The sequence below is a fragment of the Cysteiniphilum litorale genome (assembly GCF_003428165.1).
Taxonomy (GTDB): Bacteria; Pseudomonadota; Gammaproteobacteria; order Francisellales; family Francisellaceae; genus Caedibacter; species Caedibacter litoralis.
This window is the reverse complement of record NZ_QLIQ01000083.1, coordinates 1-4,264: the sequence shown is the minus strand read 5'-3', so window position 1 is coordinate 4,264 and position 4,264 is coordinate 1. Positions and strand designations below refer to the sequence as shown.

Here is a 4,264-nt window from a genome sequence, read left to right as displayed (position 1 = left end):
TTGTAACGAGCCAAATTAAATTGCCTGATTTGAGCCACATTATTTTGCCTATTTTGAGTAATATCAAGACTCATCAAACTCAAGTTTTTTATATAAATCAATGCCGCTAAACACAACATCCCAATGGTTTCTATCAACTACCAATTTGTCATCTATACTTTCAAATGATAATTTCCATTGATTAAATTCGTGAAACAGCATGGTCAACTCTTTAACCGATTTCCCAAAACATATGAGACTGCAAACAACAATAGTATCCTCGCCTTCTCTAATGAAGTCCTTGATTTTACTCATGACATCATCATTTTCTAATAATCTCATGGAGGTAAAAATTTTATTGCAGTTAGCAGATTCTAATTTTTTGACTTGGGCATGAATAATTGGTGCGCACTTAAAATCTCTCGCATATCCAATCTTCATTAGCTAACCTCACCAACCAATAAGCATGATCTTGCTGCCTCAACAATTTCTTTTGTAATGGTTGTCATGCAATTTACCTTCATAATCCTCAGAGATTGTTTAATCAGTCGATTTATCAGCCTGAAGTTACCATTTGTTGCATTAACAATTGTTGCAACCACTTCTTGGTCAGTAAAATCATCATCTTTAATGTCTGTATTTATCTTGGAAAGATGGTACTGTAATATAAATTTCACCTCATTAGCACCCAGCTTTTTAAACTGGTGTACAAATCCAATTCTTGAATATAATTGAGGAAAGCGCTGAAGCATTTTTTCAATACCTGGCATTCCAACAAAAATAAAATTTGCTTCACCATTGTCATATAACTCCCTTAACAGCTCAATGCCTTGTGGTTTAAGTCTTTCAGCCTCATCAATAATAATTAATTCAGCAAAATTTTTATTCTCAACTCTGGCATGATGAGGAATTTCGTTACCGTAGATGTAACGCTCCTTCAATAAGCTAAATTGGCGTTGAGCATCACGAATTTCTTTAATCAAATCTCTCGGTGGATTTAGCACTGATGGTGTATATAGAATACTGTTGAGCTTACCCATTTGGATTTTTGGTTTTTCGCCAGTATTTAGCCTACCATCTTTTTCTCGATAGGTTTCGATGCGATACCACTTAGTATAATTCTTTGCAGACTCTGTTTTACCAACCCCAGCTGTGCCGTAGCATAATCCAATATATCTATCTCGATGACACGCTTTGCAAAATTCTTCAAATTGTTTGTACTGCTTTGTGCAAATAAACTTATTCATTTTTATAGACCTTTATTTTTTTAGGTGGAGAAGATAAGTTGCCAGATAAATCTTTTGAAGGAATTGCCTCAATTTGCTTTTGTGAGCTGGCTTCAATAACTGCATCAACCAAAGATTTTCTATTTTTGATGGTTTTCTTTAATTCATTGCGTCGCGTATTTCTAGCTTTCTGAATATCTTTTAAACTCACCTGTTCAGTTGCTAAATCATTGCATATTGCCTGACATAAAAACTTGTCCTTATAGTAAATGCGGATTGCAGTAATATCTGAAGGGTTATATCTAATCATAACTGACTCACCAATATATTCAGCTAAAGCTATATTGATATAGCGTAGTCCTTCAAACTTGATGCCATCACGTTGTACTTTTCTAGGCTTCACTTCAGTGAATAGCAACAAATCTAGCATATCAAGTGAGTCAGCCACTCTGGGGATAAATCCATTATTCTGCCATCTTGCAATGGGTGAATAACCAGTTTCTGAATGTATTTGTTGATTATAATCGAGGATAAATTCATAAATAATGACATTAAGTTTTTCTAGCGTTAGCTTACCAGTTGATAACATTTCATGTGATGAAACTAATTTTTGGTTAAGTGTTCTAAAGAATCGCTCAATTTTCCCTCTGCCTCTTGGGCATCCTACAGTTGAAAAGGTTAATTGTATTTTCAGATCAATACAAACTTGCTCAATATGATGAGAAGTAAAATCTGAGCCGTGATCAGTGTATAAATTATCTGGAATGCCAAATATTTGCCATTGCTGATCTTGTTTTCTCCAAATGGCATGGCGTAAACATAGGGCAGTTTTTTGTGAAGAAGGTGACAACAGTGAGAGCTCATAACCACAAACCCCTCTGCTAAAATCATCCATGATTACGGTCAGCCATGGACGTTGCAATATACCTTTTCTAGTTTCAATTTCGATATCAATTAAAACATGATCTGCTTGCCAAAGCTCATTTGGATAGGTAGCTGACCAGCGGTGGAGTAAATCATAAGCTTGCTTGTAGATTTTAGAGCCTTTTGCATTTAGCAAGGCAATATCATCAGGGATGTTGTCAATAATGCGACATAGCGTTCGATAGCTTGGTAACTTACTATTATTCTTAGAGCAATACTTCTCCAACATTATATAAATGTTTTTACTACTCATCGTGGGGTTTTTAAAGTATAGTCCTTCAATAACCTCTCTTAGATTTTGATCACACTTTCTCGTATTACCTTTATCCTGTCGTGATTTTCGTGCCAATCCATGCAAACCTTCTTGTCGATATTTCTTAAGCCAGAAATTTAACGTGCGCAGTGGGATGTTTTTATTTTTGGCAAGATCATTGAGTTTGGTTGAGCCATTTAAGTATGGTTCAATAAGTTGGTATTTTTTATGAGCATCTTGTCTTTGAGACTCTGATAGCTCAGCAATTGTTGGAGCTTTCATCTTAGTTCGCCTTCCGCTAGATATTACGAACTCTCACATTTTTAATGACCACAAACCGTAATCATCAAAAGCCACGCTAACGCAGATAAATACGTCTATGCTAGACTGTACCCAGATAAAATAGATTTTTCAACTAAAAGCGAATAATATTCGCATATTTTTATAAATTGCGAACTCACAAGGGAGATTGATTAAAAAATGGCATATCAGTATGTGCGCGAGCCACTTACACCAGAAATTGCTGACAAGCTTTGTCAAGCATGTGAAACACCACAGGAAAAAATGATTATCTGGACATTATTAGATACTGGTCTAAGAGTTTCTGAATTGTGTGACCTCACACCACAAAAAATTATGTGGCAGCAAAAATCTATTCGCATTGATGGCAAGGGCGGTATTCACGGTAAAAAAACAAAAAAGCGTGTGGTGCCTATGTCAAGACGCGTACAAACTTTACTCGAACACTACTTTGCAATCCATGACAAATGGCCTGTGGGTGCTAGGCAGGTTCAAAAGATTGTAAAAACAATAGCCAACAAAGCGCAAGTATCTCAAGAGGTATCACCACATATTCTAAGGCATACCTTTGCAACCTTGGCTTTACAAAAAGGTATCTCTATTGCTTCAGTTCAAAAAATACTGGGACATGATCGTTTGACAACCACATCTATTTATCTAAACTTCACAGACGAGCATGTTGTTGATGAGTTTACAAGGAAATGGTAGCCACAAATGAATGTAATCTATTGCACTTTACATCATTGGAGTCGTGCATAAAAATCATCGAGTCAAATCGTTTAAGACTAAGTCCTTGCAGAGGAATAAAAAATAGCATTGTTGAAACACAGGCGTTATACAGCTTCCTCTATGAGTATATAAAAAACAATAATCAACAACAAGATAAGCTTTGTAACATCTACAATAGTGATAAAAGCTCATTATTAGATAATATACTGGTTGAACGTGAATTAACTCATATGGTTTGCTTTACTAAGTTTGATAAGGAAACGATAGGTGATAGTAAGTATCACTATTTGTGGAAATATTATGCGAGCAATTATAAAGGTGTTGCCATTGAGTTTGATCAGCAATATTTTCCAGTAAATCGTGATTCATCTTTTTACAGTGGTAATGAAAATGTTATTAATAACAGAGAAAATGACTTTTATTTTTTACCTATGCAATACGATCATGTGGATTTGAAAAATAGAATTGATAGTATTCTAGATAAGAGTAATATTGGAGCTAAATTATTTTTAGGTCTCGTTCTAGATTCATACAAGCCATATTTTTGTCAATTTGAGTATGAATCAAGATTAATTTTATATCATTCAAGCATCAAGAACCTTAAAGGTCGTTTTTGGAACACATTACCAACGGATCGCAGAAGGTACTATTTCATTAAAGATGAAGATGCTTGGTACTTCCCACTTGAAAGTACAAATAATACCTACACGTCAATTGTAAAAATTCATTGCCTCTGTCAAGAAACTGCTAACCATCTTGCAACTAAAATAGGGGATAAAGTAGAAATTGTTATACATACATAATAGGCAAAATAATGTGGCTCAAATCAGGCAATTTAATTTGGCTCGTTACA

Annotated in this window: 5 protein-coding genes; 2 read left to right on the top strand and 3 right to left on the bottom strand. The window is 34.9% G+C overall.

Going from position 1 to position 4,264, the window contains the following annotated elements:
- Positions 1 to 63 precede the first annotated feature (63 nt).
- From DNJ75_RS14330 to DNJ75_RS14320, 3 genes are read right to left on the bottom strand one after another with little or no spacing between them, the layout of a single operon-like run.
- Positions 64 to 420, bottom strand: a complete 357-nt coding sequence (locus tag DNJ75_RS14330) for a hypothetical protein (protein ID WP_117004122.1) — start codon at positions 418 to 420, stop codon at positions 64 to 66.
- Positions 420 to 1,226 (bottom strand): AAA family ATPase, encoded by an 807-nt coding sequence (locus tag DNJ75_RS14325; protein WP_117004121.1) that lies wholly within the window; start codon positions 1,224 to 1,226, stop codon positions 420 to 422. Before DNJ75_RS14325 ends, DNJ75_RS14330 begins: the two co-directional genes overlap by 1 nt.
- On the bottom strand, positions 1,219 to 2,664 hold the full coding sequence (locus DNJ75_RS14320; RefSeq protein ID WP_117004120.1) for a Mu transposase C-terminal domain-containing protein: 1,446 nt from the start codon (positions 2,662 to 2,664) through the stop codon (positions 1,219 to 1,221). The genes DNJ75_RS14325 and DNJ75_RS14320 overlap by 8 nt, the downstream gene beginning before the upstream one ends.
- Before the next feature lie 198 nt (positions 2,665 to 2,862).
- Here DNJ75_RS14320 and DNJ75_RS14315 point away from each other — a divergent pair, with 198 nt between their 5' ends.
- Both DNJ75_RS14315 and DNJ75_RS14310 read left to right on the top strand, forming a co-directional pair.
- Entirely contained in the window at positions 2,863 to 3,390 is a 528-nt protein-coding gene (locus DNJ75_RS14315; RefSeq protein ID WP_117004119.1) for a tyrosine-type recombinase/integrase, read from the top strand.
- On the top strand, positions 3,384 to 4,214 hold the full coding sequence (locus DNJ75_RS14310; protein WP_117004118.1) for a hypothetical protein: 831 nt from the start codon (positions 3,384 to 3,386) through the stop codon (positions 4,212 to 4,214). Before DNJ75_RS14315 ends, DNJ75_RS14310 begins: the two co-directional genes overlap by 7 nt.
- Positions 4,215 to 4,264: the final 50 nt, after the last annotated feature.

Coding starts and splice junctions, on each gene's coding strand:
- DNJ75_RS14330 (WP_117004122.1), bottom strand. CDS start 420: ATGAAGATTGGATATGCGAGAGATTTTAAGTGCGCACCAATTATTCAT.
- DNJ75_RS14325 (WP_117004121.1), bottom strand. CDS start 1,226: ATGAATAAGTTTATTTGCACAAAGCAGTACAAACAATTTGAAGAATTT.
- DNJ75_RS14320 (WP_117004120.1), bottom strand. CDS start 2,664: ATGAAAGCTCCAACAATTGCTGAGCTATCAGAGTCTCAAAGACAAGAT.
- DNJ75_RS14315 (WP_117004119.1), top strand. CDS start 2,863: ATGGCATATCAGTATGTGCGCGAGCCACTTACACCAGAAATTGCTGAC.
- DNJ75_RS14310 (WP_117004118.1), top strand. CDS start 3,384: ATGGTAGCCACAAATGAATGTAATCTATTGCACTTTACATCATTGGAG.